This window comes from Serratia sp. OS31, from assembly GCF_014164835.1.
GTDB lineage: Bacteria > Pseudomonadota > Gammaproteobacteria > Enterobacterales > Enterobacteriaceae > Serratia > Serratia liquefaciens_A.
On record NZ_JACJFQ010000082.1, the window covers coordinates 1 to 2,328 of the forward strand.

Below are 2,328 nucleotides of genomic sequence, written 5' to 3' on the forward strand. Positions count from 1 at the left end.
CAGTTCGTTAGCCAGAGCTTGCAACTGTTTTTCGTCCATAAATTAACCTGTTTTTGATGTTGGATTGAACATATCAAAATCAGGCAATTACACAAATTTATGTACAGGCTTCGTACTGCCGGAGTGGCCCAGCAACAAAGTGGCCGAACTGCTGCCATGGAACGTAGATCTCACCAAGCAATAGTCGTCAATACGGTTCTCACTTAACGCTTACGCTGAACGCGCGCTGCGAGCCGTCTGCCTTGGTAAGAAAAACTACATCTTCTTCGGGAGCGATCACGGTGGCGAGCGTGGTGCACTACTGTACGGTCTGATCGGTACATGCAGACTGAATGGCATCGATCCGGAAGCTTACCTTCGCCATATCCTGAGCGTGCTACCGGAGTGGCCGTCGAACAAAGTGGCCGAACTCCTGCCATGGAATGTAGGTCTCACCAATAAATAGCCGTCAATACGGCTCTCACTTAACGCTTACGAAAGGTTGAAAGAATACGGCATCAAGTTTCGTCCAAACAAGCCCGCTTCGCCTCATCTTAATGGCAAAGTTGAACGTTCCCAAAAGACAGACAAAGCAGAGTTCTACGCTACCGTGGATCTATCGGTTGATGACTTGAAGGCGCTACTGGCAGAATGGCAGCATTACTATAACTGGGAACGTCCTCATAGCGCTCACAACGGTAAAACTCCGATGGAGCGCTACTTCGAACTTGCTGAGCAAACGCCATACTCTGATGCAGTTCAAGCAAACTATCAGCTCAATGAAGAACATATACAGGAACAGAATTACAAGCTTGAACTTGAGCTGCGAAAATTGAAACGATGCCTATGAATCACACACATAATCAGCTTATGCAGGGCCACACACCGACAAACGGCGCCGCAGGCGCCGTTTGTCGGTGATGTTCAGTAGCTTTTTCTTCCGCAGTACAAAAGATGCAGCGCAATGTTAACGCTGCCTGTAGCGAGGCGATTCCTGACTATATTTCAGAGCTGCCTATCCATTGGTCACCCTGGTACGCATCCCAGCCATCAGGTGCCATGCTATCAATATCGATCGCCAGCAATTGAGTATGGGACCAGCCGCAGCTATTGGGCGAGATCCTGGCCAATACATGCCCTGCCAAGTCCTGTATTGTAAGCGGCTTGATTTCGTTACCTACCAACAGATCAGGTTCTTCCAGGTTAATAGGCTCCGCTACAATTTTTGACATTATTTGACTCCTTTTGGACAGGTAATAACTGCATGTAATAGTTATTTCAAGCGTTCACTGGCCAGTTGATAGACGTCGCCCCGCTCCCTTTTACCCACGGCAACAACTGCGATCACAAGGCAATCGTCGATCACTTCATAAACCAGCCGAAACCCAGAGGCGCGCAGCTTAATTTTGTAACAACCCGGCATTCCACGCAGTTTCGCTGAAGGTATATGAGGGTTTTCGCAGCACTTTTTCAATTTATTGGCAAACTGCTGCTGAAGCGCCTTATCCAGCTTACTCCACTCCTTGGCTGCAGTCTCTCGAAATTTGACCGTATACGTCATGCTAAATGGTCCAAATCAATGTCAACCAGCGCCTCGCTGCGACGTTCGGTGACAAGTTTGACCAGCTCCTGATCGTCCAGCGCATCGAGCATTTGCTCATACAGTTCTGCAGGCACACAATAAAACGCAGGTTGGTTTCGGTTGAGGATTGCCACAGGGTATCCGTCTCCTGCACCGACAGTTTCCATCGGGTTTTTCTTCAGTTCGCTGATACTGGCACTGGTATCGCTAAGAATGATATTTGGCATGTCGCCTCCATAATAATACCAGTTAACAGGTATTATTATATCGCATTAAAAGACCAGTTAACAGGTCTTTTAGTATAAATATCCAACTAGATCCCTGCTTGATCCCAATATTCAAACGGATGAATTATCTACTCTCAGGGTCATCGATGATGAACGCCACATAGGCGAAGCCCTGCCAGCTGCTAACGTACGTAAAATCTGCACACCAAAGCTGATTGGGCCGTACTGCCACGAACTGGCGGTTTACCAGACCCGCTGCAGCCGCTGTTTTGCGACCGATCGTGGTCTTGATGACTTTGCCACGGAGTACGCCCCGAAGACCTATTATTTTCATCAGGCGTTCAACAGTACACCGGGCGACGCTAAAGCCCTCGCGGAGCAACTGACGCCAGACTTTTCGTGCTCCATAGACACTGTAATTTTCTCCGTAAACGCGTTTTATCTCCTGGCTGATTTGAGCATCGCACTTTTCTCGTTGGCTACATTTATCAGGATGTAGCTAGCGTTGCTGATGCCAATAATATGTCGACGGGGCAATAT

At 48.2% G+C, this 2,328-nt stretch carries 3 protein-coding genes and 3 pseudogenes; 2 read left to right on the forward strand and 4 right to left on the reverse strand.

Features of this window, described 5'->3' with window-relative positions; translation table 11 throughout:
* Nucleotides 1-205: 205 nt before the first annotated feature.
* Nucleotides 206-445: pseudogene (locus H5P17_RS26310) on the forward strand (transposase domain-containing protein); the annotation flags it as partial.
* A gap of 30 nt (nt 446-475) precedes the next feature.
* Nucleotides 476-829, forward strand: a pseudogene (locus H5P17_RS26315) (integrase core domain-containing protein); the annotation flags it as partial.
* Between the two features lie 148 nt (nt 830-977).
* Here H5P17_RS26315 and H5P17_RS26320 read toward each other — a convergent pair.
* The 4 genes and pseudogenes from H5P17_RS26320 to H5P17_RS26335 form a co-directional block, all read right to left on the reverse strand.
* A complete protein-coding gene (locus H5P17_RS26320; protein ID WP_182825903.1) occupies nt 978-1,211 on the reverse strand; it encodes a hypothetical protein in 234 nt (77 codons plus the stop codon).
* A gap of 41 nt (nt 1,212-1,252) precedes the next feature.
* Nucleotides 1,253-1,540 (reverse strand): type II toxin-antitoxin system RelE/ParE family toxin, encoded by a 288-nt coding sequence (locus H5P17_RS26325; protein WP_182825904.1) that lies wholly within the window; start codon nt 1,538-1,540, stop codon nt 1,253-1,255.
* Nucleotides 1,537-1,788: a type II toxin-antitoxin system Phd/YefM family antitoxin gene (locus H5P17_RS26330; RefSeq protein WP_182825905.1), complete on the reverse strand. Its 252-nt coding sequence runs from the start codon at nt 1,786-1,788 to the stop codon at nt 1,537-1,539. Before H5P17_RS26330 ends, H5P17_RS26325 begins: the two co-directional genes overlap by 4 nt.
* 142 nt (nt 1,789-1,930) lie before the next feature.
* Nucleotides 1,931-2,328: pseudogene (locus tag H5P17_RS26335) on the reverse strand (IS3 family transposase); the annotation flags it as partial.

Excerpts from the sequence above, each read along its gene's own strand:
- H5P17_RS26320 (WP_182825903.1), bottom strand. The coding sequence starts at position 1,211 with ATGTCAAAAATTGTAGCGGAGCCTATTAACCTGGAAGAACCTGATCTG.
- H5P17_RS26325 (WP_182825904.1), bottom strand. The coding sequence starts at position 1,540 with ATGACGTATACGGTCAAATTTCGAGAGACTGCAGCCAAGGAGTGGAGT.
- H5P17_RS26330 (WP_182825905.1), bottom strand. The coding sequence starts at position 1,788 with ATGCCAAATATCATTCTTAGCGATACCAGTGCCAGTATCAGCGAACTG.